The organism is Brachybacterium sp. ACRRE (assembly GCF_022346485.1).
GTDB lineage: Bacteria > Actinomycetota > Actinomycetes > Actinomycetales > Dermabacteraceae > Brachybacterium > Brachybacterium halotolerans.
Genome location: NZ_JAKRMO010000033.1, coordinates 18,991 through 40,162, shown reverse-complemented (window position 1 = coordinate 40,162; position 21,172 = coordinate 18,991). Strand labels below are relative to the sequence as shown.

20 protein-coding genes are annotated in these 21,172 nt (G+C 71.5%); 10 read left to right on the top strand and 10 right to left on the bottom strand.

From position 1 onward, the window contains the following. The 3 genes from MHY49_RS11020 to MHY49_RS11010 all read left to right on the top strand — a co-directional run bounded on the left by MHY49_RS11020 (window position 1) and on the right by MHY49_RS11010 (window position 3,512). Window positions 1-1,383: a multidrug effflux MFS transporter gene (locus MHY49_RS11020; protein ID WP_239204035.1), complete on the top strand. Its 1,383-nt coding sequence runs from the start codon at window positions 1-3 to the stop codon at window positions 1,381-1,383. A 127-nt stretch (window positions 1,384-1,510) separates the two neighbouring features. Continuing rightward, entirely contained in the window at window positions 1,511-2,533 is a 1,023-nt protein-coding gene (locus MHY49_RS11015) for a CPBP family intramembrane glutamic endopeptidase (RefSeq protein WP_239204033.1), read from the top strand. Window positions 2,534-2,678: 145 nt separating this feature from the next. Then, on the top strand, window positions 2,679-3,512 hold the full coding sequence (locus MHY49_RS11010; protein WP_239204031.1) for a GH25 family lysozyme: 834 nt from the start codon (window positions 2,679-2,681) through the stop codon (window positions 3,510-3,512). A 64-nt stretch (window positions 3,513-3,576) separates the two neighbouring features. On the opposite strand, the gene MHY49_RS11005 is transcribed toward MHY49_RS11010, so the two are convergent. The 10 genes from MHY49_RS11005 to MHY49_RS10960 all read right to left on the bottom strand — a co-directional run bounded on the left by MHY49_RS11005 (window position 3,577) and on the right by MHY49_RS10960 (window position 13,481). Then, window positions 3,577-4,392 (bottom strand): endonuclease/exonuclease/phosphatase family protein, encoded by an 816-nt coding sequence (locus tag MHY49_RS11005; protein WP_239204029.1) that lies wholly within the window; start codon window positions 4,390-4,392, stop codon window positions 3,577-3,579. Window positions 4,393-4,571: 179 nt separating this feature from the next. Continuing rightward, complete coding sequence (locus tag MHY49_RS11000; RefSeq protein ID WP_239204027.1) at window positions 4,572-5,168, bottom strand: hypothetical protein; 597 nt, start codon at window positions 5,166-5,168, stop codon at window positions 4,572-4,574. After that, window positions 5,169-6,152, bottom strand: a complete 984-nt coding sequence (locus tag MHY49_RS10995) for a GNAT family N-acetyltransferase (protein WP_239204025.1) — start codon at window positions 6,150-6,152, stop codon at window positions 5,169-5,171. Further along, window positions 6,149-6,454 (bottom strand): hypothetical protein, encoded by a 306-nt coding sequence (locus MHY49_RS10990; protein ID WP_239204023.1) that lies wholly within the window; start codon window positions 6,452-6,454, stop codon window positions 6,149-6,151. Before MHY49_RS10990 ends, MHY49_RS10995 begins: the two co-directional genes overlap by 4 nt. Before the next feature lie 124 nt (window positions 6,455-6,578). Next, window positions 6,579-7,439, bottom strand: coding sequence for an ABC transporter ATP-binding protein (locus MHY49_RS10985; protein WP_228358477.1), 861 nt, complete (start codon window positions 7,437-7,439; stop codon window positions 6,579-6,581). A gap of 5 nt (window positions 7,440-7,444) precedes the next feature. After that, window positions 7,445-8,395 carry an ABC transporter ATP-binding protein gene (locus MHY49_RS10980; protein WP_239204021.1) on the bottom strand — a complete coding sequence of 317 codons (951 nt, stop codon included), beginning with the start codon at window positions 8,393-8,395 and terminating at the stop codon, window positions 7,445-7,447. Beyond that, window positions 8,392-9,426: an ABC transporter permease gene (locus tag MHY49_RS10975; protein WP_200500670.1), complete on the bottom strand. Its 1,035-nt coding sequence runs from the start codon at window positions 9,424-9,426 to the stop codon at window positions 8,392-8,394. The genes MHY49_RS10980 and MHY49_RS10975 overlap by 4 nt, the downstream gene beginning before the upstream one ends. A 1-nt stretch (window position 9,427) precedes the next feature. Beyond that, window positions 9,428-10,438 carry an ABC transporter permease gene (locus MHY49_RS10970; protein WP_200500669.1) on the bottom strand — a complete coding sequence of 337 codons (1,011 nt, stop codon included), beginning with the start codon at window positions 10,436-10,438 and terminating at the stop codon, window positions 9,428-9,430. Window positions 10,439-10,447: 9 nt separating this feature from the next. Further along, window positions 10,448-12,265 carry an ABC transporter substrate-binding protein gene (locus tag MHY49_RS10965; RefSeq protein ID WP_239204019.1) on the bottom strand — a complete coding sequence of 606 codons (1,818 nt, stop codon included), beginning with the start codon at window positions 12,263-12,265 and terminating at the stop codon, window positions 10,448-10,450. Window positions 12,266-12,470: 205 nt separating this feature from the next. After that, a complete protein-coding gene (locus tag MHY49_RS10960) occupies window positions 12,471-13,481 on the bottom strand; it encodes a LacI family DNA-binding transcriptional regulator (protein WP_239204017.1) in 1,011 nt (336 codons plus the stop codon). Between the two features lie 206 nt (window positions 13,482-13,687). Between MHY49_RS10960 and MHY49_RS10955 the strand changes: the two genes are divergently transcribed. From MHY49_RS10955 to MHY49_RS10925, 7 genes are all read left to right on the top strand, one after another. Continuing rightward, window positions 13,688-14,935: an MFS transporter gene (locus tag MHY49_RS10955; RefSeq protein ID WP_239204015.1), complete on the top strand. Its 1,248-nt coding sequence runs from the start codon at window positions 13,688-13,690 to the stop codon at window positions 14,933-14,935. A 120-nt stretch (window positions 14,936-15,055) separates the two neighbouring features. Then, on the top strand, window positions 15,056-16,006 hold the full coding sequence (locus MHY49_RS10950; RefSeq protein ID WP_239204013.1) for a PAC2 family protein: 951 nt from the start codon (window positions 15,056-15,058) through the stop codon (window positions 16,004-16,006). Window positions 16,007-16,119: 113 nt separating this feature from the next. Then, window positions 16,120-16,857, top strand: a complete 738-nt coding sequence (locus tag MHY49_RS10945) for a sugar phosphate isomerase/epimerase (RefSeq protein ID WP_239204011.1) — start codon at window positions 16,120-16,122, stop codon at window positions 16,855-16,857. A 77-nt stretch (window positions 16,858-16,934) separates the two neighbouring features. Next, window positions 16,935-18,056 carry a Gfo/Idh/MocA family protein gene (locus tag MHY49_RS10940; RefSeq protein ID WP_239204009.1) on the top strand — a complete coding sequence of 374 codons (1,122 nt, stop codon included), beginning with the start codon at window positions 16,935-16,937 and terminating at the stop codon, window positions 18,054-18,056. Between the two features lie 77 nt (window positions 18,057-18,133). Next, complete coding sequence (locus tag MHY49_RS10935) at window positions 18,134-19,300, top strand: Gfo/Idh/MocA family protein (RefSeq protein WP_239204007.1); 1,167 nt, start codon at window positions 18,134-18,136, stop codon at window positions 19,298-19,300. Between the two features lie 110 nt (window positions 19,301-19,410). Then, complete coding sequence (locus tag MHY49_RS10930; RefSeq protein ID WP_239204005.1) at window positions 19,411-20,412, top strand: sugar phosphate isomerase/epimerase; 1,002 nt, start codon at window positions 19,411-19,413, stop codon at window positions 20,410-20,412. A gap of 74 nt (window positions 20,413-20,486) precedes the next feature. After that, entirely contained in the window at window positions 20,487-21,131 is a 645-nt protein-coding gene (locus MHY49_RS10925; protein ID WP_239204003.1) for a TIGR03085 family metal-binding protein, read from the top strand. The last annotated feature ends 41 nt before the right edge of the window (window positions 21,132-21,172 follow it).

Here is a 21,172-nt window from a genome sequence, read left to right as displayed (position 1 = left end):
GTGTCCTCGCGCCCCGGCGACCCCGAATACTCGTGCACCGCCACCGGCGGACTGCCCACGCTCACCGGCGACGTGCCGACCATCACCGGCGCGGTCCCCACCATCACCTCCGGCATTCCTGTCCTCGAGGACGCGGCGGACCGCGAGCTCGCCCACCTGCCCAGCTCCGAGGAGCTCGCCGGGACCCGCGGGCGCGTCACCGCGCTGGTGATCCTCGTGCTCACCACGCTGAGCGCCATCGGCCCCCTCGCGACCGACATGTACATCCCCGCCTTCCCCGAGGTCACGGGCGACCTGGGGACGACGGCCTCGCGCATGCAGCTCACGATCACCGCGTTCTTCCTGGGCACGGCGAGCGGTCAGATCATCGCCGGCCCGCTCTCGGACCGGGTGGGACGACGGATCCCGCTGCTCCTCGGCATCTCCCTGTGCCTGACGGCGTCGATCGTCTGCGCCCTCGCCCCGAACGTCGGCGTGCTGCTGGCCTTCCGCGTGCTCCAGGGCTTCGGGGGCGGCTTCGGCATGGTGCTCGGGCGCGCGGTCCTCATCGACCTCACCGACGGGCCGGAGCTGTTCCGTGTCATGAACATCATGCAGGGCGTGGGCGGCATCGCCCCGATCGTCGCGCCGCTGCTGGGCGGGGTCATCCTGCTCTTCGGGCAGTGGCGCGAGGTGTTCTGGGTGATCGCCGCGATGTCGCTGCTCTCGCTCGTGGGCACGCTGCTGCTGATCCCCGAGTCGCTTCCCGCCTCGCGGCGCCACAGCGGGGGACTGCGCACCTTCGCCCACAACTGCGCGATGCTGCTGAGGCGCCGTCAGTTCGTCGCCTACATGCTCGTCAACGCGTTCTCGGCCTTCGCGCTCATGGCCTACGTGTCGGCCTCCTCGTTCGTCGTGCAGAACATGCTGGGCTTCTCCTCGTCCGCATACTCGGTGAGCTTCGCGATCAACTCGATGGGGATGATGGCCATGTCCTTCCTCTCGGCGCGCCTGACCCGCAGCATCCATCCGCGCCCGCTGATCCGGATCGGGCTGAGCGTGGTCGTGTGCGCGTCCTTCGCCCTGCTCATCGGCAGCCTCTTCCTCGACACGCCCGCATGGATCGTGCTGCCCGCCTTCTTCCTCACCGTGGCCCCGCAGGGCATGATCTTCGGCAACGGCGGCGCCCTCGCCTCGCGCGCCGCCCTCGAGGTCGCCGGCACGGGCTCGGCGATGCTGGGCCTGGGCTTCTCGATCGCAGCCTCCCTCGCCGCGCCCCTCGTGGGCCTGGGCGGCACCGAGTCCTCGCTGCCGATGGCGATCGTGATGGTGATCGGCTCGCTGATCTCCGTGACGTGCTTCGTGATCGCGGGACGGGGGAGCGGGCGCGAGCAGACCAGCTGAGGCGCGCCTCGGACCCGGCGCCGTGCGACGAAAGTCGCGGACGGACCCCGGCACGGGTCGCGATCGGTCGACGGCGCCTGGCCGAGAGGCGGATGCCGGAGGGGACGAGCTCCGGAAGGGTGGAGCCATGACCTCCTCCGATGCACCGCACACCCTTCCTGCGACGGACCGAGCCCCCGCCCCGTCGGCCGGGCAGAGCCCGCCGGCCCCGCAGGCGCCGCCTCGGGGCTCGGTGCTCCCAGACCGGCCGTTCGGGGCGCACGTCCGCACGCGCTGGTGGGCACCGATCGCCGTGCTGGCCGCTCTCGTGGTCATCATGTTCTCCACGCAGATCGTCGCGGGCATCCTCTGGGCGATCGGGACGATGGCATTGCAGGGCACGGCGCCGACGGGGGTCGGACTGTCCCCGTCCCTGATGCTGCTGACGAACCTCTGCCTCGCGCTCCTGATCCCCGTCTCGCTGCTCGCCCTGCGCTGGATCGCGGGCGTGCCGTGGCGCGCGGCCCTGACCGTCTCGCGCCCCTTCTCGTGGGATCGAGTGCTGCGCAGCGCGCTGATCGTGCTGCTCGTGATCGCGCTCGCCCTGGGCGCCGCCCTCCTCGCGAGCCCGGACCTGCGCGCCGCGGGCACAGTGCAGATCGGCGCCTCGACCCTGCCGCTGGTGCTCATCGCCCTGCTCACCACACCGCTGCAGGCGGCGGGCGAGGAGGTCATGTTCCGGGGGACGCTGCTCCCGCTGCTGGGCTCCTGGATCCGACGGCGCCCGCTGGGGGCGATCATCCTGGGCACCGCGCTCTCGACCGTGCTGTTCGGCCTGGTCCACGGCGCCACCGATCCCTGGCTCGCGCTCTACTACACAGGCTTCGGGCTGTGCGGGGCGCTGCTGGCGATCGCCACGGGAGGCATCGAGGCCTCCATCGCCTTCCACGTCGGCAACAACATGGTGTTCATGCTCTTCGCAGCGCTCACGGTCGGCGACGGCGGGATCGTCATCGACCGCTCCGCAGAGGGCGGCGCCGGCGGACCCTGGGTGCTCGGGATGCTGGGGCTCGACCTCCTCGTGGTCGCGGTCCTCGCGGTGCTCGGCCGTCGTCGCACGCGGCGTGAACTGCGTGGACGGGAGGGCGAACAGCCCGCGACGAGCGCGTGACGACGACCCCGGATCGTCGTCCCGAGGTTCCGGCGAATCCGGCGACACGGGCGCCAGGGGAGTGACCTGGGCCTCCATGGCCGCTACGGTGGCCGGGCGCGGCTCGCTCCGCAGTCGCGACTTCCCCCACCACAGGAGCATCCCCGTGACCCGCTACCTTCCCCGGCACGCGCGTGCCGCCGGCGCCACAGGCCCCTCCCGTCCCCTCCCGTCCTCCGACTCCCAACACCCCGCCTCCCGCCGCGCCCTGCTGCGCGGGGGAGCGGTCGGCGTCTCCGCGCTGACCGTCGGCGGGCTCGCGACCGCCCCGGCGCTCGCCGCCTCGATCCCCGCCGGCATCCCCGGCCAGGACGTCTCCACCTACCAGGGCAGCGTCGACTGGAAGGCGCAGATGTCCAAGGGCTCCCGCTACGCCTTCATCAAGGCGACCGAGGGCAACACCTGGCACTCGAGCACCTTCAGCCAGCAGTACAGCTCGGCGACGAAGGCCGGGATCATCCGCGGTGCCTACCACTTCGCGCGCCCCGACTCCGGCGGTCCGGAGAAGCAGGTCGACGCCTTCCTGAACGGCGGGGGAGGCTGGTCGGCCGATGGTCGGACGCTGCCCGGCATGCTCGATCTCGAGTCCGTCTCCGGCGTGCCCGCGAACTTCGGGCTCAGCCAGAAGGAGCTGCAGACGTGGATCTCCGGCTTCATCTCGGCGTACAGGAGCGCCGTGGGCCGTCGGCCGATGATCTACACCAACGCCAACTGGTGGGACAAGTACGTCGGGGACTTCGCGCCCGCGCACACGCCGATGCAGATCGCGTACTACAGCTCGAAGAAGCCGACGAACCTGCCCGGACGCTGGTGGGACTGGGACATGTGGCAGTTCTCCGACTCCGCGCCCTTCGCGGGCGACTCGAGCGTCTTCCAGGGCTCGGAGAGCGCGTTCACCTCGTTCGTCTCCGACAAGGACTACGCGCCGCGCGGGATCTGACCCGATCGCCGCTCCGGGCGCCCGACGGGTGTCCGACCCTGATCCGCCCGGGCCGCCGCGAGGCTCAGCCCAGGCGGATCAGTGCGTGCAGGGGCGCATGGTCCGAGGGCGCGGGGCGCCCGGCGGGGACCGCGCCGATGCCGATCTTCTCCGCGTGGACGTCCGGGGAGGCGAGCATCCAGTCGATGCGCTCGGCGCCCTCGACCGGAGGTCCGTAGTCGGGGAAGGATCCCCAGGCGGGCGTGACCCGGCGGTCGGCGGACTCCCAGAGGTCGACGAGCGGGCCGCGGGCGACGAGCGCCTGCCAGGCGGGGGAGAGCGCGGGGGAGTTGAAGTCCCCCGTCACCAGGATCGGCAGCTCGGCGAGCTCCGGCCTCGTCACGAGGCCCGCGAGGAGCCCCGCGCTCCGTACGCGCGCCTCCTCCACCTCATGGTCGAAATGGGTGTTGACGTGCACGAACACGGTTCCTGTGCTGGCGTCGCGGAAGCGCGCCCAGGTGAGGATCCGAGTGACCTGGTTGCCCCAGGTGCGCGAGCCGACGAGCCGCGGCGTGTCCGAGAGCCACAGCTGGTCCCAGGCCTCGAGGTGCAGGCGCTCGGCATCGAAGAAGATCGCCGCGTGCTCGCCGGCGCTCCCGCCCTCGCGTCCGGAGCCGATCATCCGATGGCCGGGCAGCGCGCGCTGGATCACGGGCAGCTGGGGGAATGTCCCTTCCTGGATGCCCAGGAGCGTGGGCTGCTCGGTGCGCAGCAGGGCGTCCAGCAGCGGCGCGCGGTCCGGCCAGTGGTCGCTGTCGCCCGGACGCGTGTCGTCGGACGCCATGCGGATGTTGAAGGACATCAGGTGCAGGTGCTTCGGGTCGGCCGGGCCGAACAGCATGCGGAGTCTCCTCGTCGAGGTCTGCGGGTTCTGCGTGTGCGGGGTCTGCGTCTGCGGGTTCTGCGGCGGGTTCCCATGCGCGGGCGTGCGGAAGAGCCTACGCGGCGAGCGCCGCGTGCAACGCCGATAATGCACGTTATGTAAAGTAGACCGGAAGAGCCGCGACGGACGTTCGCTGCTCAGTCCCCGTCGTACGCGGCGATCACCCCGCTGCCCTCTCCCCAGTCGGCGACCAGACGGACGACGCCGTCGAGCCCGCCGATGCTCTGCGCGATCGTGAACGACGCACCGTCGTCGTCCTCGAGCTGCCCGAGCCGCGGCGCCTGCGCACCCGCGTCGATCTCCAGTCGCAGATCGACGGACTGGGCGCGATGCTCCACGAGCCGGTCACCCTCGTACACGTCGAGCTCCGCCTGCTGCTGCTCGTCGCACAGCGCGCGCCAGAACGCGTCGAGCGCGACCTCGTCGTCCAGGGCGTCGAAGACGAAGCGCGTGCCGAGCACCGAGTGCTCCATGGTCGCGACCGGCTCGGCGACCTCGCCATCGTCCCCGGCGGTGTCGATCGGCGCGCTGCGGTACGTGAGCGGCAGGTGGTAGACCGTCTCCCCCGTGCGCACCAGATGACACTCGATACCCACCTGACCTGCGGGATCATCGAATCGATAGGCCCCGATCACCGTGAGGTCCTCGCCCTCGAGCCAGCCGCGGGAGGCCAGCAGGTCGCGCAGGATCTCGGTCTTCGAAGGCGTCAGCTGCGCCCTGTGGATGATCGCCATCTACACAGCCTCTTTCTGCAGATCTTTACTATACAGCGTGAATTCTTTGTCTCGAGTGAAGCCGAGACGCTCGTAGAGCCGCCCTGCCCCGGTGAGGCTCGCGCCGTCGACCTCGAGCTGGACGTCGTCGAACTCCCCCGACGCCGCCGCGAGGCGCAGTGTGCGGGCGAGCACGGCGGTGCCGATCCCCCGCCCGCGGGCCTCGGGCCGGGTGCCGACCAGCGCGATGTAGAGACGGCGGTCCTCCCACACGTCGGTCATCACGTAGGCGAGGACGCGCCCCTCTCCGTCCACCGCGATCGAGGAGAACTCGGGACGGCGGGTCGAGGCGCTCCACATGTGCGCCCAGCGCTCCGGGGACGAGGGCGCCGAGCCCCAGTGGTCGGCGAAGGCGGCCACGTGCGCGGCGTGCACAGCCTCGGCGTCCGCGTCACCGGGAGTGCGCAGATCGACGCCCGCGATCGACGGCGAGGGCGCCACCTGCTCCCCCGGCAGCTCGCGCAGCATCTCCAAGAAGGAGCGCACGGGTGCGAAGCCGCGCGCGGTGAGCAGCGGGCGCACGTCCGCTCCCTCGAGCCCTCCGCCGACGTGCATGTGACCGGCCCGGCCGGGGTGCTCGGCCGCCGCCAGACGCTCGGCGATCTCCTGCTGGGCGTCGAGGATCCGGCCGCCGATCCCCCGGCCGCGGTGGGACGGGTGCACTCCTCCCGGCAGACGGCAGCGCGCACGCCCCTCGCGATCGGGCTGCGCGGCGACGTCGACGCAGCCGTAGGCGATCAGGCGGTCGCCCTCGCGCACCGCGATCGACTCGCGGTCGAGATCCGTGCCCGGCGTCCCGAGGAACTCGCGCGTCGACGCGAGGGAGATGGTCTCGCCGGTGCCGTCGGCCTCGCCGATGGCGTTGATCAGCGAGCACAGCTGCTCGACGTCCTCGAGGCGCAGGGCGTCCCAGGTGAGGTGATCGATCTCGGAGGTCGCGGTCATGGATTCCTTCCGTTCTCGGCGTCGAGGATCTGACGGAGTCGCGCGTGCTCCTCGGGGCCGATCTCACCGAGGGCGAGGCGCCGATCGAGGATCGCCCGGGGGTCCTCCGACGCAGCACCGGGCGCCAGGGCCGGACTCCCCTGCCCTGGTGGCGACCACGAATCCTGCGGCGCGGCCGACGGCGCGGAGCGGGAACGTCTCATCAGGACGAGGACGAGGGCGACGACCGCCGCGATCACCAGCAGGGGCAGGATCACGAAGACGACGAGGACGATGACATGCCATGGCCTGATCGCGCCCACGGTGCGACTCCTCTCCCCCGGTCCGACGCCCGCCCAGGGCGCCTCACCCAGCCTATCGGCGTGCGGTGAGGAGCGGCACGCCCAGTGCTCCCGTCCGCGCCCGCGTGCTCTGCTCGGGCGCTGCTCAGGCGCTGCGCTTGAGGCTGCCCTTGAGGTCGGGGACGTCCGCGAGCAGTCGCTTGGTGTAGTCGCCGTGGGGGTCGAAGATGACCTCCTCCGTCGTGCCGCGCTCGACCACGCGGCCGTGCTCCATCACCGCGACGCGGTCCGCGAGGTAGCAGGCCTGGCCGATGTCGTGGGTGATGAACAGGACCGTGAGCCCGAGGTCGTGCTTGAGGTCGTGCAGCACGTTGAGGACGTTCACGCGCAGGGTCGCATCCAGCATGCTCGTCGCCTCGTCGGCCAGCAGCACGGTGGGCTTCATCATCAGCGCGCGGGCGATCATCACGCGCTGGCGCTGCCCGCCGGAGAGCTGGTGCGGGAACTTGCCCATCGCCTGATCGGGCGTGAGGTCGACATAGCCCAGGCACTGCTCGATGAGGTCGTCGGCCTCGTCCTTGGGGACCTCCGCCAGGTGCAGGCTGCGCCGCAGCAGCGAGCCGACGGTGAAGAACTGGTTGAAGGAGGCGAACGGGTCCTGGAACACGGCCTGCACCTCGCGCCAGTACCCGCGCAGGTGACGGCCGTGCAGTCGCGTGACGTCCTGGTCGCGGAAGGTGATCGTGCCCGAGGTGACAGGCATCAGCCGCAGCAGCATCCGGGCGAGCGTCGACTTGCCCGACCCGGACTCCCCCACCACCGCGAGCACGCTGCCGGCCGGGAACTGCAGGGAGACGTCGTCGACCGCGACGACCTTCCCGCCCGCCACGCTGAACTCCTTGGTGACGTTCTCGCAGGCCAGCACGGCCTCACCCGTCACCACGCTGTGACTGAACATGTCATCGGTCCGGTCGCCGGCAGCCTCGGCCGTCGTGATCTGCTCCATGGCGCTCACGCCTCTCGCTCAGGGGTCGGGGCCGGCGCGGGGCTCGGGGCCGCAGCGGCCGACGGCGTCGTCCCGCGCGCCCTGGCCTGCCCTCGCTGCCGGGTCTCCTCGGTGGGGTCGAGCACCGAGGAGAGCAGCTTCTTCGTGTAGGGGTGCTGCGGGTCGTGGACGAGCTGCTCCGTCGGCCCGGTCTCGACGATCCTGCCGGCGTTCATGATCGCGAGCCTGTCGGAGACCTGGGAGAGCACCGGGAGGTCGTGCGTCACGAAGACGACGCCGGACATGATGCCCTCCTCGACCATCGCGAGCAGCATCTCCACGAGCATGCGCTGGCTGGAGACGTCGAGCGCGGAGGTCGGCTCGTCGGCGATCAGCAGGCGCGGGTTCAGCAGGGTCGAGATCACGGTGATCACGCGCTGCTTCATGCCGCCGGAGAGCTGGTGGGCGTAGGAGTCGAGCACCCGCACGGGAAGCTCGAGCATCTTCAGCCTGTCGCGCGCGAGGTCGAGCGCCTGGTCCTTGGTGACCGAGTGGTCGTGCGCGCGCATCACGTCGTGCACGAGGGAGCGGATCCTCACCGTCGGGCTGATGGCGTTCATCGCGCCCTGCGGGAGCATCGAGACGGTGCCGCCGCGGTACGGGCGCTGGCGCTTGACGTCGGCCGCGCCGTGAACGGTGGTGAGGTCGATGTCCTGCCCGTCGATCTCGAGCCGTCCGCCGAGGACGTAGAGCGGAGGGGTCGCGATCATCGCGAGCGAGTTGCCCAGCGTGGTCTTCCCGCAGCCGGACTCGCCCGCGAGCCCGAGGATCTGCCCCTCCCCCAGCTCGAGGGAGACGGCGTCCACGGCGGTGAAATCCTTCTCGCCGCCGCCGTAGACGGCGGTGACGTCGATGGCGCGGGCGAGGATCCCCTCGTGGCGGGAGGGGGTCTCCGGGGCCGGTGCGGCGACGCTCATGCGACGCCTCCTTCCTGGATGCCGCGGCCGGCGGCCGGGACCGCCGCGCCCTCGGGGTCCTGCGCGTCGTCGTCCTGCTCGCTGCGGGAGGCTGCGAGCGCACGGGCATCGGCGGCGCGGCGGGCGGCGGCCTGCTTCATCTGCCGGCGCTTGCCGCGGCGCAGACGCGGGTTGAAGACCTCGTCCAGGCTCGCCTGCAGCAGCAGGAAGCCGAAGGACACGAGGGTGAGGATGATGGTCGGCGGCAGGAACGCCCACCAGGCGCCGCTCGCGACGGCCTGGAAGGCGAGCGCCCAGTGCAGCTGGGTGCCCAGGGAGTTCGCGCCCGACGGGCCGAGCCCCAGCATCGACAGCGCGGCCTCGGCGAGGATCGCGCCGGAGACCTGCAGCACGAAGGCCATCACCGTGTACGACAGGATGTAGGGCAGCACGTCCCGCAGCAGGATCGAGGGCAGTCGTGAACCGGACAGCCGGGCCACGTCGATGTGCTCACGGGTCGCGACGCTGCTGGCCTGCGCGCGCACGGCGCGCGCCGTCCAGGGCCACGAGGTGATGCCGATGACGATCGCGAGCGACCAGATGGTGCTCTGGGGCAGCGAGATCGAGATCAGGATCAGCACGATGATCGAGGGGATCGCGAGCACCACGTTGGTGACGCCCATCAGGAGCTCCTCGAGCCAGCCGCCCACGAAGCCGGAGATCAGCCCGATGGCCACGCCGATCGTGGTCGCGACGATGCCGGCGACCAGTCCGATGATCAGCGAGGTCCGGGTTCCCGCCATGAGCACCGAGACCACGTCGTGCCCGAAGTTGTCGGTGCCGAAGAGCAGGCCGTTGCCGGGCGGGTCGTAGAGGGACCCGACCTTCTCGCCCGGACCCGTCGGGTAGACCCATCCGGCCATGCCCAGGACCACCACGAAGGCCACGAGGACCAGGGCGACCCAGAACCGAGTGGAGAGGTTGATGCTGCGGAACGGATTGGACCGCGGCGCGGCCTTCTCGTCGGTGAGGGGAGCGTTCGGTGCGGACATGTCACTTCTCCCCTGTGGCCGCCGCGCGGATGCGCGGGTCGACGATGCCGTAGACGATCTCGACGCAGAAGTTCGCCACCAGCACGGCCACCGTGATGATCAGGGTGATCGCCTGGATCACCGGGTAGTCGTTGTTGGAGATCGCCGTGAACAGCAGCGTCCCGACGCCCGGGTAGTTGAACACCAGCTCGGTGATCAGGGCGCCGCCCACGAGCGTGCCGATCGACAGGGCGAGGCCCGTGATCTGCGGGAGCATCGCGTTGCGGAAGATGTACTGGGTGATCTTGTTGTCGCCGATGCCCATCGCACGGGCGTAGTTCACGTAGTCCCCGCCCAGCTCGTAGATCGCCATCGAGCGCATGCCCACCGCCTGGCCGCCGATGAAGACGACCACGAGCGAGAGGAACGGCAGCCAGTAGTAGCTGAGCGCGTCCATGAGGAACGACGGACTGAGCGAGGGCGTCTCTCCGAGCGAGTACGCGCCGCCCACGGGGAACACGCCCGCGACCACGGCGAGGCCGTAGAGCAGCAGGATCGACAGGCAGTAGTACGGCATGGCCGAGAGGAACAGCGAGGAGGTGAACACGCTGCGGTCCCAGTTGCCGCCCCGGAAGGCCGCGACGGCGCCGACCAGGTTGCCCAGCAGCCAGCCGATGATGATCGCGGGCAGCTGCACGGCGATCGACCACGGCAGGGCGTCGCCGATCAGCGTGTTCACCGAGGTCGGGTACGAGCCGAAGGACGTGCCCAGGTCGCCGCTGAACACCTTGCCGAGGTAGGTGAGGAACTGCTGCCACAGGGGCTGGTCCAGACCGAACTCGGTGACGAAGCTGTCGTAGATCTGCTTCTGCTGCTCACCCGTGATGGAGCCGCCGCGGGTGAGGTTGGAGACGATGACGTCGACGGGGTTGCCCGGGACGAGCCGGGGCAGCAGGAAGTTCAGGGACACTGCTGCCACCAGCGCGACCAGGTACCACATCGTCTTGCGTGCGATGTAGCGTCCGAGCTTCACGGCGGTGCCTCAGCCGCCGATCTTCTGGATCTTGAAGATCCACTCGTTGCCCGCGCCGCGGAACATCGGCGGCGCGTAGTCGTTCTTCTCGGTGGGCCAGTTCGACCAGTTGCTCGCGTTGAACTCGAAGAACTCGTCCGGCCGGTACATGAGCGGGAACGCCGGGACCTCCTTGCGGAAGAGGTCGTCGAGCGCCGTCAGCGCCTTCTTCTTGGAGTCGTCGTCCGCGGCTGCGGCGGCGGCCTCGAGGAGGTCGTCGACCTCGTCGTTCTCCCAGCGTCCATAGTTGCGATACGCGGTCTTGCCCAGGTCGGCGAGCTCCACGTTGCTCATCACGTCGCTGAAGCGCTGCCAGGGCGTGGCCGGGTTCGCGCCGGCGACGTACCAGCAGGCGAGGTCGAAGTCGCCGTTCTGGATGGACGTCGTCACCTGCGCCTGCTGCGGGAAGTTCGTGGCCGCAGAGATGCCGACGGCCGTGAAGCTCTTGGCCACGATCTCGAGCGCCGCGTTCCAGTCGGTCCAGCCCTGCGGGGTGACGAGCTTCCAGGGGCCCAGCTTCACGCCGTCCTTGGCATAGATGCCGTCCGAGCCCTTCGCGTAGCCGGCGTCGGTGAGGATCTGCTCGGCCTTCTTCGGGTCGTAGCTCCAGCCGTCGGCCTTGGCCTTGTCCTTGTCGATCCACTCCGACTCGGCGCCCTCGGGCAGGATCAGCGAGGCGACGACGTCGGGCGAGTAGCCGGACATGGCGGTCTCGGCGATGGAGGCGTAGTCCACGGCGTAGGCCATGGCGCGCCGCACCTCGGGATCCTTGAGGCCGTCCTTCGTGGTGTTGATGAGGAACATCGGCATCGAGCCGGCCACGAAGTAGGGCTCCTCCTGGAGGTAGGTGCCGACGGGCTTGCCGGAGTCCCACATCTTCGAGATCTGCGGGATGAACTGCTGCATCACGTCGAGCTCGCCGTTCTGGAACTTCAGGTTGCCGTCCTCGTTGGACTTGAAGATCGGGTGGATGACCTTCGTCGGCGCGGGAAGGCCGCCGTAGAAGTCCTTGCCCCAGTACTTCTCGTTGCGCGCGAGGATGATCTGGGTCTGATCGGCCTTCTCGAGCGTGTACGGGCCGGTGCCCATGCACTCCTTGGTCTCCCAGGAGGCGAGCTTGTTGCCGGTCTCCTTCGCGGCCTTCTCGAAGACGGCCTTGGGCACGATGAACTGCTGGGCGAGGGTCGCGAGCACCATGCCGACGTTCTTGCGGTCCTTGTTGACCGCGATGCTGATCGTGCTGCCGTCGGCGGTCATCTCGTCGACCTCGACCCAGAAGGAGGCGACGCCCAGGCTCTCGTCGATCTTGCCGAGCTCGAAGGTGTACAGGACGTCGTCCGTCGTGAACTCGGTGCCGTCGTGCCAGGTGATGCCGTCCTGGAGCGTGAGCGTGATCGAGGACGTGCCGTCGACCTCGTACTTCGCCGCCAGGCCGGGCTTCAGATCACCGGAGACGATGTCGTAGCGCAGCAGGGTCTCGTAGACGTACTGGGCGACGTTGCCGGAGGCGGGCCATGCCGGGGCTCCGGCGAAGGTGTTGAAGTTCGTGGGCGGGCTCCACTGGAAGCCGGCGATGAACAGCTGGTCGGCGGCGTCGCCGCTGCGGCCCTTGCCGGCCATGCCGTTGTTGCCGACGCCGACGAGCTCGTCGGAACCGCCGGACCCTCCCCCGCTCTTGCCGCCGCAGGAGGCCAGGGCGAGGACGCCGCCGGCCGCGCCGGAGGCGGCGAGGAACCCGCGACGGGTGGAGCCGGAAAGGGTGCGCTGGGATGAATCGAGGTGGGACATGGTGACCGTGGCCTCTCAAGGATCGGCCCCGCCGTTGGAGCCGCGGATCCGCCTTGATCCGATGGCTCCAGAATCTAGGCTGTGCCGTCGGTGACCGCACCGAATCCGGGGTCACGAACTAATAACGATCGCAACCGGTTTCCGTGACCTGCGCGACTCTGCGCGTTCCACCGCTCGCGAGCGCACGGGCGCTCAGCGGATCCGCTCAGCTGCTCCCGCGCTCCACGACCGCTCCCGGATCCGCGACCACGACCCCCGCCGGCCCCTGCTCGGCGAGCTCCACGAGCAGGCGCGCGAGCTGCCTGCCGTTCTCGCCCACGTCCCGGCCGAGAGCCGTGAGCGGCGGATCGGTGACCGTGCACAGGATCGAGTCCTCGAGCGCGGTGACCGCGAGATCGCGCGGCACGGCGAGGTCGGCCCCGCGGAGCTGCGCGAGCAGCTGCGCGGCCAGCAGCTCGTTGTCGACGATGACGGCGCGGCAGCCCTCGTCCTCGTGCAGGGCGAGGATCTCGCGACCCCAGCGCGCGACGGACGCGCGCCGATAGTCCGAGGTGAGCACGCTCGCCCCGATCCCGCGGGCCGCGCAGATCTCCTCGAAGGCGCGACGACGGCGCGCCACGTGCAGGAACTCCGGAGGCCCCGCGATGTAGGCGATGCGCTCATGGCCGCCCCCGGCGCGGGACGCGAGGTGCTCGAGCATCGTGCGCATCCGCTCCTCCTCGTCCACGAGCAGCATCGCGATGCCCGCCCCCAGGTCCTCGCAGGCCATCGCCGCCGTCGGCACTCCCGCGTCCGCGATGACCGGGATCCGGGGATCGTCCACCCGCGCGTCCATGAGCACGATCCCGTCCACGCGCCGCTCGGCCGCCCAGCGCTCGAGCAGCGCCGCCTCGGCGTCCACGTCGGGCACGATCTGCATGAGCAGCGCGCGGTCGCTGTGGGAGAGCTCCTCCTCCATCCCGGCGACGAACGCCATGAAGAAGTTCTCCGCGCCGACGGTCTCGCTCGAGCGCGCGATCGCGAGACCGAACACCCCTGTCGCCGAGCGCGAGAGCGCCCGCGCGGCGTACGACGGCTTCCACCCGAGGTCCTCCGCGGCGGCGACCACCCGCTCCCGCGTGGCCGCGGAGACCCCGGACCGGCCGTTGAGAGCCTTGGAGGCCGTCCCCTTGGAGACTCCTGCCTCCCGTGCCACATCGCTCAGCGTCGAGCTCATCGAGATCGCCTCCTCCCCGTCCCCTCGTCCGCGGCGCCCGGAGGGCACCGCTCGGGGGTTACCGTATGCGCTCGCGCGCCACGAGGGGGTCCGGATCGGCCAGGAGAGCGGTGTCCCGGCCACCGGGGCACCGCGGACGGGGACAGCGGCGGTGCCCCTGTCGGCCGGACCTCGACCCGGACGGAGCGCTCCGTATCGTTCTCGGTGTGAGCCGCTGCCTGATCCCCGCCTCCGCCCTCGTCGGCGGACTGCAGCTCGCCCTGCTGAACCCCGTGATCGCACTCCTGCTCTCCGCGCTGTTCGGCGCGGATCCCGGACAGGTGGGCCTCGTGCTCGCGATCATGAACGCGAGCGGCTTCCTCGCAGCGCTCGTGATCCCTGCGTGGGCGGATCGTCGGCGCGACTACGCGGGACCGATGATCCTGTGCGCCGCGCTCACGCTCGCCACCGTGCTCAGCCTCGCCGCGACCACGAGCCTCACCGTGGCGGGCATCGTGCTCGTGGTGCTCGCCGGGCCCGCCGGCGTGTGGTCGGGGATGCTCTTCGCGCTGCAGCGCTCCGAGGGGTCGAGCCCCGAGCAGGTGGTGCGCACCCGCGCCGTGTTCTCGGTGGCATGGGTCGCCGGTCCCCCGCTCGCGACGGGCGTGATGACCGGCTTCGGGGATCGGGCGGTGCTGCTGCTGATCGCCGCCGACGCGCTCGGGTCGCTCGGCCTCAGCGTCGCGATCCGGACGAGCGTGCGGCGCGCCGCCGCGCGCACGGAGCCCGCGGAGGGCGAGGGAGCGACGGGGCGGGCCGGCGGCACGGGGCCCGGCCACGGACCGGCCGGGCGCGGGTCCGCCGACGACGGGCGGGCCGACGAGGGGGTCGCAGCGGCGCGGAGGCCGGGCCGACGTCTCGAGCTGGTCGTCGTGGTGCTCGCGATCACCGCGCTGCAGGCGGGGAACGCAGGATCCGTCACGGCGATGCCGCTGCTGGTCACCGAGCACCTGCACCTCGCCACGGTCTGGGCCGGCGTCGCGCTCGGGGTCTGCGCCGCGCTGGAGGCGCCCGCGCTGCTGCTGCTCGGCCGACTCACCCGCACGATCCGTCCGACGACGCTCCTGGCCGCCGGCGCCCTTCTCGCCGCTCTCTACTATGCGCTCGTGCCGCTGCTCGCCTCTCCCCTGGCGCTCGTGGCGCTGCAGATCCCCAATGCGCTGGGAATCGCGGCGCTCACCGGCGTCGGACTGGCGTGGATGCAGGAGGCGATCGACCGGCCCGGCCTCGCCTCGGGCGTCTACCTGAACTCGCGTCGCGCGGGCGCGATCCTCACCGGTCCCCTGCTCGCCCTGGCCGCGCTCGGCGCGAGCGGGTACGGACTCACGTTCTGGGCCTTCGCGCTGCTCGCGGCGGTCGCCGCGCTCGCGATCCGGCTCGTGGGCGGCCGCGAAGAGGCGCCCTCGGCCCGATGACTCCCGTCTCACACCCCGCGGGCCGCGGGACCGGAATACGGGATCCGCCGAGGACGTTGACCTGGACATCCGCATCGACCGCGCCGGCATCGACCGAGCGGCAGGACCAGGAGGCGCACCATGGACCCGACAGCACTGTTCAGCTACGAACGCCATGTCGACTCGCGCGCGCTGCGCGGCCGCACGCTCGTGGTCACCCTGGGTGCGTTCGGCGACGCCGGCCATGCCCAGCGGCTCGTGGACGACCACCTGCTGAACACCCTGGAGAACAGGGTCGTGGGCCGTCTCGACATGGACCAGGTCCACGACTACACGGGGCGCCGCCCCTCGATCACGCTCGAGCGCGACGAGTTCGCCGAGTACGACAAGCCGGAGATCCTGCTGCACGAGGTCACGGACCCCAGCGGCGAGACGTTCTTCCTGCTCACCGGGCCCGAGCCGTCGTTCCAGTGGGAGCGGGTCGCCTCGTCCCTGCGGATCGTCGTCGAGCAGCTCGGCGTCGAGCGCACGCTGGTCGCCCAGAGCTTCCCCGCGCCCGTGCCCCATACGCGCGCCCTGCAGGTCAGCCGCTTCGCCGGCGATCGCGCCGACATCTCCCGCCCGCACCCCGTGCCCGCGACCTTCCGGCTGCGCGCTCCGTTCACGGCACTGCTGACGATGCGTCTGCACGAGGCGGGTCACACGGTGGTCGGGATCGCCGTGCAGGTCCCCCAGTACCTGCACGAGCTCGAGTACCCCGATGCCGCGATCTCCCTGCTGCGCGCCGTCGGCGAGGAGGGCGGGCCGCTGCTGCCGGCCGGCGCCCTCGAGCCGATGGCCGAGACCGTGCGCGAATCGATCGCCCAGCAGGTCGAGGCGTCCCCGCAGCTCCAGGAGATGGTCTCCTCCCTCGAGGAGAACGTGGACCGCATGGGGATCTCGGGCGCGCTCGACGACACCGACGTCCCCGACGCTGAGGAGATCGCGGCCGAGGTCGAGAAGTTCCTGCAGGGACTCGACGACGACGGCGACGGCGCCACCGGCGAGGGCCCCGGGGACAGCGACCCCGGGCACGACGCGCCCGAGGCCTGAGGACCGCGTCGCGGGCGGTCGTTGTGGCATGACCCTCGACCTCGTAGGCTGGTGACGCGGCGCACAGGAAACCGGTTGCTGCCGCGTCACCGCACCGCGTCGAAGGAGCCCCCGTGCAGATCTCCGTCCAGCTCTACAGCGTGCGCGAGACCCTCGCCGCCGATCCGGCCGGGACCCTCGCGCGTCTTCGCGACCTGGGCCTGACCCGCGTCGAGCCCTTCGGCCTCGCCGAGCACGCGGACATGCTGCGGGAGCACCTCGGCGCACTCGGCCTCAGCGCGCCGACGACGCACGCGGACGTCCTCGGCGCCGAGGACCAGCGGGCGCTGCTCGCGACCGCCGCCGAGCTCGGCATCGGCACCGTCATCCAGCCGCACCGCGATCCCGCGCTGTGGACGCAGGAGGCCGACATCCGGCGCACGGCCGAGCTGCTCGACGCCGCGGCCGAGGTCGGGCGCGCCGAGGGCGTGGCCGTCGGCTATCACAACCACGGCTTCGAGGCCGAGCCCGTCTTCGCGGGCCGCACGGGCCTCGAGGTCCTCGACGAGGCGCTCGGAGCGGACGTCGTGCTCGAGGTCGACACGTACTGGGCGGCCGTCGGCGGATCGGATCCCGTCGCGCTGCTCGCCGCGCTCGGCGACCGCGTGCGCGCCGTCCACCTCAAGGACGGCCCGCGCGACGGGCGCAAGGACGCCCAGCAGCCGCTGGGCCGCGGCGAGATCGACGTCGACGCCATCATCGCCGCCTCGCAGGAGGCCGGGCACCTGGGCGTCATCGAGTTCGACGACTATGCGGGCGACATCTTCGAGGGCATCGCCGCCTCGCTCGCGCATCTCGACGAGCGGCCCTGACCCTGCCCGCAGGACCCGCAGCACCCACCACCCATCAGCACGGCCGACCGGCCGGCAGAACCGAGGAGAGAACGAGCATGAGCGGAACCGGACGCGTCGGAGTCGGGATCATCGGAGCGGGCACCATCTCCGCCCAGTACCTCGAGCACCTGGGATCCTTCCCCGACCTGGACGTGCGGGCGATCGGGGACATCGTCCCCGAGGCCGCCGCGCAGCGCGCCGAGGAGTTCGGCGTCCCCGCCTTCGGCGGGCCCGACGTCGTCCTGGACGATCCGGAGATCGAGATCGTCGTCAACCTGACGATCCCCGCCGCCCACTTCGAGGTCTCCGAGCAGATCCTCGCCGCCGGCAAGCACGTGTGGAGCGAGAAGCCCCTGACCACGGACAGGGAGAGCGCCGCCGCACTGCTCGCGAGCGCGAAGGAGAAGGGGCTGCGTGTGGGCGGCGCCCCGGACACGGTGCTCGGCGCCGGGATCCAGTCGACCCTGCGGCAGATCGCCGACGGCGCGATCGGCGAGCCCCGCTTCGGCCTCGCCCTGTTCCGCGTGCCCGGCCCCGAGTCCTGGCACCCGAACCCCGCCTTCCTCTTCGCGCTCGGCGCGGGCCCGCTGTTCGACATCGGCCCCTACTACCTCACCTCGCTCGTGCTCGCCCAGGGCCCCGTCGCGTCGGTGACGGCCGTCGGCACGCAGGCCGTCCCGGCGCGCACCATCGGCTCGGGCCCGAAGGCCGGCCAGGACTTCCCTGTCGAGGTCCCCACCCAGGTCAGCGCTCTGCTCTCCTTCGAGAACGGCACCACCGCGACCGTCATGCTCACCTTCGACTCCGGCGCCGCCTACCCGGCCGAGCTCGACCTCACGGGCTCGCTCGGGACGATCGCCGCACCCGACCCGAACGTCTTCGAGGGCGCGAGCATGCTCTCGCTGCGCGAGGAGGCGGGCGCGGGCGGCGACACCTGGAAGCCGCGGCCCGAGAGCGGCCCGGCCACCGGGCGAGGGCTCGGCACCCTCGAGATGGCGCGCGCGATCCGCGCGGGCGTCCCCCACCGCCTCACCGGCGAGCTCGCCGCGCACGTGCTGGACGTGATGGTCTCGATCGACGAGGCCGTGGCCACGGCGCAGCCCGTCGCCGTCGCCTCCACGACCGTCGTCCCCGAGCCGCTTCCCGCCGACTTCGACCCCAGCGCCGCGACGCTCTGAGCCGAGCCGGGCGGCGCACGGCAGCGCACGGACGGGCACCAGCGACCATCAGCGAGCACCAGCGGAGGAGAGCACGCATGACCACCCCTGACCAGGATCCTCGAGCGGGCGGGGAGCGCCCGCTCGGCATCGCCCTGATCGGCTACGAGTTCATGGGGCGCGCCCACTCGCAGGCCTGGCGCACACTGGGCGCCGCCTTCGACGGTCCCCCGGTCGCCCGCCGGGTGATCGTGGGGCGCGACGAGCGGAAGGTCTCCGAGGCGGCGCGCCGCCTGGACTGGGAGGGGTACGAGACCGACTGGCGGCGCGCGATCTCGCGGGACGACGTCGACATCGTCGACATCTGCACCCCGGGCTTCCTGCACGCGGAGATCGCGATCGCCGCGCTCGAGGCCGGCAAGCACGTCCTCTGCGAGAAGCCCATCGCGAACGACACCGGCGAGGCCGAGCAGATGGTCTCCGCTGCCGACGCCGCCCGGCAGCGCGGCCAGGTCGCGGCGCTCGGCCACACCTACCGCCGGGTGCCGGCTCTCGCCCAGGCCCGCCGTCTCGTCGAGGACGGGCGCCTGGGCAGGATCCTGCAGGCCCGCGCGAGCTACCTGCAGGACTGGCTGGTCGACGAGAGCGCCCCGATGAGCTGGCGGCTGCGCCGCGAGACCGCCGGGTCGGGTGCCCTCGGGGACATCGGCTCCCACGCGATCGACCAGATCCAGTTCCTCACCGGGATGCGCGCGACCTCGGTGCGCGGGCGCCTCACCACCGCGGTCCCCGAGAGGCCCGGAAAGGACGGCGCTCTCGAGCCGGTGACGGTCGACGACGCGGCGTGGGCGACCCTCGAGCTCGAGGGCGGGGCGATCGCCTCGATCGAGGCCAGCCGCCTCGCGACGGGCCGCAAGAACGAGCTGGTCGTGGAGCTCTACGGGACCGACGGTGCGCTGCGCTTCGACCTCGAGGCGCTCAACGAGCTCTGGTTCCTGGACCGTACCCTCCCGGTCGCCGAGCAGGGCTTCACGCGCATCCTCGTCACCGAGCCCGAGCACCCCTACCTCGAGGGCTGGTGGCCGCAGGGCCATGCGCTGGGATGGGAGAACGCCTTCACGAACCAGGCGCACGACCTGCTGCGCGCGATCTCCGGCGGCGCGCCCTTCTCCCCCGACTTCGCCGAGGGCCTGGCCCTGCAGCGCGTGCTCGACGCGGTCATCGCCTCCGACGCGGCCGACGGGGCGAGCACGCCCGTCGGCTGATCCCCGCCGGCGAATCCCCGACGGCCGACCTCGGCGCAGCATCATCGGCCCGAAGCACGGCCGCGCCATCCACCGAAGAACGCACCGTCCGATCCGAAGGAGCATCAGACATGCCTCAGCCGCACACCCTGTTCACCGGCCAGTGGGTCGACCTCACGCTCGAGGAGGTCGCGCGGCTCGCCTCCGGCTGGGGCTACGACGGCCTGGAGATCGCGATCTCCGGCGAGCACCTCGACGCCTCCCGCTGGGACGACGAGGAGTACATCGCCGAGCGCAAGGAGATCCTCGACCGCTACGGCCTGAAGGTCTGGACGATCTCCCACCATCTCGTGGGGCAGGCCGTCTGCGACGATCCGATCGATGTCCGCCACCAGGGGATCGTGCCCTCGCGCGTGTGGGGCGACGGCGACCCCGAGGGCGTGCGTCAGCGCGCCGCCGAGGACATGAAGGACGCCGCGCGGCTCGCGAGAGCGCTCGGCGCGAGCACGGTGACGGGCTTCACCGGATCCAGCATCTGGAAGTACGTGGCGATGTTCCCGCCGGTCGGCGCGGACGTCATCGAGAAGGGCTACGAGGACTTCGCCGAGCGCTGGAACCCGATCCTCGACGTCTTCGAGGAGTGCGGCGTGCGCTTCGCCCTCGAGGTCCACCCCTCCGAGATCGCCTACGACTACTGGACCACCGAGCGCACCCTCGAGGCGATCGGCCACCGGGAGTCCTTCGGACTGAACTGGGATCCCTCGCACATGATGTGGCAGCAGATCGACCCGGTCTCCTTCATCACCGATTTCGGCGACCGGATCTACCACGCGCACTGCAAGGACGTGCGCGTGCGCATCACCGGGCGCAACACGCGCCTGTCCTCCCACCTGCCCTGGGGCGACCCGCGCCGCGGCTGGGACTTCGTCTCCTTCGGGCGCGGCGACGTGCCCTTCGACGCGTGCCTGCGGGCACTGCGGTCCGTCGGCTACGACGGGCCGCTCTCCGTCGAGTGGGAGGACGCGGGCATGGACCGCCTGCACGGCGCCGCCGAGGCCATCGAGCACCTGAAGTCCCTGGACTACCCGGTCTCCGACGCCGCCTTCGACGCCGCCTTCAGCAACCAGGAGTGAGGACCCCGCGCGCGGTCGGCGGACACACAGGGCGCACCCGGCGTCCGCCGATCCGCCGCGCCTATCATGGCGGCATGTCCCCCCACTCCGAGCCCCTGGCCCGCCACGAGCGCGCGGCCCTGGCCGACGACCTCGTCTCCTTCGGGCCCGACGCCCCCACCGTGATCGACGAGTGGGACGCGTCCGCGCTCCTCGAGCACCTGATCCTGCGCGAGCAGCGCCAGGACCTCATGATCGGCCCGAAGCTGCCCGTCGGCCCGATCGCAGACCGCTCGTACGCCGCCCTGCGCCGGCTCCAGGAGCGCACCTGGGCCGATCGCGTCGAGATGCTGCGCAGCGGCCCGCCGCGCTTCTCCCCGTTCCGTTTCGTCGACTCGCTCGCCAACACCATCGAGTACCTCGTCCACCACGAGGACCTCCTGCGCGCACGCCCGGGATGGGAGCCGCGCACGCTCTCCGAGGCCCATGACCAGGAGCTGTGGACCCACCTGAAGCGCATGGCGCGCCCGCTCGTGCGCACCGACGTCGACGTCACCCTCGTCTCGCCGCTCGGCGGAGTGCGCGTGCCGTCGAAGGATCCCATCGGCTCCGTGCGCGTGCACGGCAGCCCGACCGAGCTGACCCTGTGGGCCTTCGGCCGCGATCGCGTCTCCCGCGTGCGCATCGAGGGCGACCCCGAGGCGCTGCTCGTGCTGCGTCGCGGCGACCGCGGGTTCTGAGCCCGGCCCACGGGCCCCTCGGGGCCCGTGCGCGCCCGGCC

What these genes read in the sequence shown, in the direction of transcription:
- MHY49_RS10925 (WP_239204003.1), top strand. Translation starts at nt 20,487, where the DNA reads ATGTCCCCCCACTCCGAGCCCCTGGCCCGCCACGAGCGCGCGGCCCTG.
- MHY49_RS10950 (WP_239204013.1), top strand. Translation starts at nt 15,056, where the DNA reads ATGGACCCGACAGCACTGTTCAGCTACGAACGCCATGTCGACTCGCGC.
- MHY49_RS10930 (WP_239204005.1), top strand. Translation starts at nt 19,411, where the DNA reads ATGCCTCAGCCGCACACCCTGTTCACCGGCCAGTGGGTCGACCTCACG.
- MHY49_RS11005 (WP_239204029.1), bottom strand. Translation starts at nt 4,392, where the DNA reads ATGCTGTTCGGCCCGGCCGACCCGAAGCACCTGCACCTGATGTCCTTC.
- MHY49_RS10995 (WP_239204025.1), bottom strand. Translation starts at nt 6,152, where the DNA reads ATGACCGCGACCTCCGAGATCGATCACCTCACCTGGGACGCCCTGCGC.
- MHY49_RS10985 (WP_228358477.1), bottom strand. Translation starts at nt 7,439, where the DNA reads ATGGAGCAGATCACGACGGCCGAGGCTGCCGGCGACCGGACCGATGAC.
- MHY49_RS11015 (WP_239204033.1), top strand. Translation starts at nt 1,511, where the DNA reads ATGACCTCCTCCGATGCACCGCACACCCTTCCTGCGACGGACCGAGCC.
- MHY49_RS10980 (WP_239204021.1), bottom strand. Translation starts at nt 8,395, where the DNA reads ATGAGCGTCGCCGCACCGGCCCCGGAGACCCCCTCCCGCCACGAGGGG.
- MHY49_RS10940 (WP_239204009.1), top strand. Translation starts at nt 16,935, where the DNA reads ATGAGCGGAACCGGACGCGTCGGAGTCGGGATCATCGGAGCGGGCACC.
- MHY49_RS11000 (WP_239204027.1), bottom strand. Translation starts at nt 5,168, where the DNA reads ATGGCGATCATCCACAGGGCGCAGCTGACGCCTTCGAAGACCGAGATC.
- MHY49_RS10965 (WP_239204019.1), bottom strand. Translation starts at nt 12,265, where the DNA reads ATGTCCCACCTCGATTCATCCCAGCGCACCCTTTCCGGCTCCACCCGT.
- MHY49_RS10935 (WP_239204007.1), top strand. Translation starts at nt 18,134, where the DNA reads ATGACCACCCCTGACCAGGATCCTCGAGCGGGCGGGGAGCGCCCGCTC.
- MHY49_RS10960 (WP_239204017.1), bottom strand. Translation starts at nt 13,481, where the DNA reads ATGAGCTCGACGCTGAGCGATGTGGCACGGGAGGCAGGAGTCTCCAAG.
- MHY49_RS10975 (WP_200500670.1), bottom strand. Translation starts at nt 9,426, where the DNA reads ATGTCCGCACCGAACGCTCCCCTCACCGACGAGAAGGCCGCGCCGCGG.